2 protein-coding genes and 1 pseudogene are annotated in these 1,182 nt (G+C 62.8%); 1 reads left to right on the forward strand and 2 read right to left on the reverse strand.

All coding sequences use genetic code 11. From position 1 onward, the window contains the following. A pseudogene (locus EN750_RS35295) lies at nt 1–122 on the forward strand (bifunctional 3-demethylubiquinol 3-O-methyltransferase/2-polyprenyl-6-hydroxyphenol methylase); the annotation flags it as partial. Between the two features lie 20 nt (nt 123–142). On the opposite strand, the gene EN750_RS35300 reads toward EN750_RS35295, so the two are convergent. After that, nucleotides 143–661 (reverse strand): flavin reductase family protein, encoded by a 519-nt coding sequence (locus EN750_RS35300; RefSeq protein WP_127399347.1) that lies wholly within the window; start codon nt 659–661, stop codon nt 143–145. A 142-nt stretch (nt 662–803) separates the two neighbouring features. Beyond that, the coding region (locus tag EN750_RS35305; RefSeq protein ID WP_145968243.1) for a DMT family transporter at nt 804–1,182 on the reverse strand (379 nt) is incomplete at its 5' end.

Consider the following 1,182-nt stretch of genomic DNA (forward strand, 5'->3'; position numbering starts at 1 on the left):
GCGCCGGCCTGACCATCATCGACCGCACCGGCGTCACCTACAACCCGCTGGCCGACCGCTGGGCACGCTCGAAGGACATGGACGTCAACTACATGGTCCTGGCGGAAAAAGGCTCAGTCTGACCTTATTCTGAATTCTGGCCTTATTCAGAATTCAGCGGCCTGTAGCCGCCGCGCCAGTAGATCAGCGCCTGGCCGGCATCGTGGGTGCGCACGGCCTCGACCGAGCCGATGACGATGGAATGCGTGCCGCGATCGATCATCTCGTCGAGGCTGCAGTCGAAGGCGGCCACCGCGTCCGAAAGCAGTAAAGCTCCGGTCTTGAGCGTCGTCCATTCGGCGCCCTCATAGCGGTCCTTGCCCTTGATGCCGCCAAAGCCGGAGAACCGCTCGGCCACGCGCTGATGCTTGGGCCCAAGCGAATTGACGCCGAAATGCCGGTAGCGTTCGATCACCGGCCAGGTCGACGACGACCTGTTGACGCAGGCGATCACCTTGGGCGGCTCGGCCGACAGCGAGACGACCGAAATGACCACCAGGCCGGAGCGATCCTCGCCGGTGCCGGCGGTGATGACGCTGACATTGCCGACGATCAGCCGCATCGCGGCGCGAAAATCAGCTACATCGACAGCAGTCGCCTCTGATGTCTTCGGTTCGTTCATGGCTTGCTCCAGAGCACGATTCCAAAAAGGGAACGGTCCTCGGAAAAGATCACGCTCAAACAGGAAGATAAAGCAGATCTGGATACAAATTCAGGTGAAATCGGCTCCAGGCGCGAAGGTGATTCGGATCCCTTGCGACCGCTCACGCCTTCTGGCTTTGTGCCCTGGTGGTGATGAACACGCCGGCGGTGATGATGAGCGCGCCTGCCCAGGTCAGCAGCTGATAGTGCTCGCCGAGGAAGATGGTTCCGGCAAACAGGCCGACGGCCGCCGCGACATAACCGATCTGGCTGAGATAGACCGGGCCGCCAACCGCTTGCAGCCTGAAGAAGAAGGCGAACATAGCCGACGCCGACGCGACCTGCGCGATGACCACCAGTGGCACGCCGCCGAGTGGCGCGAAAGCCTCGCCGCCGAACAGGAGGAGAATGCCGGCAAGCAGCATCGCCGCCGACGCCAGATGGCTGCCGACGGCAAGCTCGATCGGGCCGGTGCCGTCCGGCCAGTCGACCGTACGATAG

The organism is Mesorhizobium sp. M7A.F.Ca.ET.027.03.2.1 (assembly GCF_003999175.1).
Classification (GTDB): domain Bacteria; phylum Pseudomonadota; class Alphaproteobacteria; order Rhizobiales; family Rhizobiaceae; genus Mesorhizobium.

Coding starts and splice junctions, on each gene's coding strand:
- EN750_RS35300 (WP_127399347.1), bottom strand. CDS start 661: ATGAACGAACCGAAGACATCAGAGGCGACTGCTGTCGATGTAGCTGAT.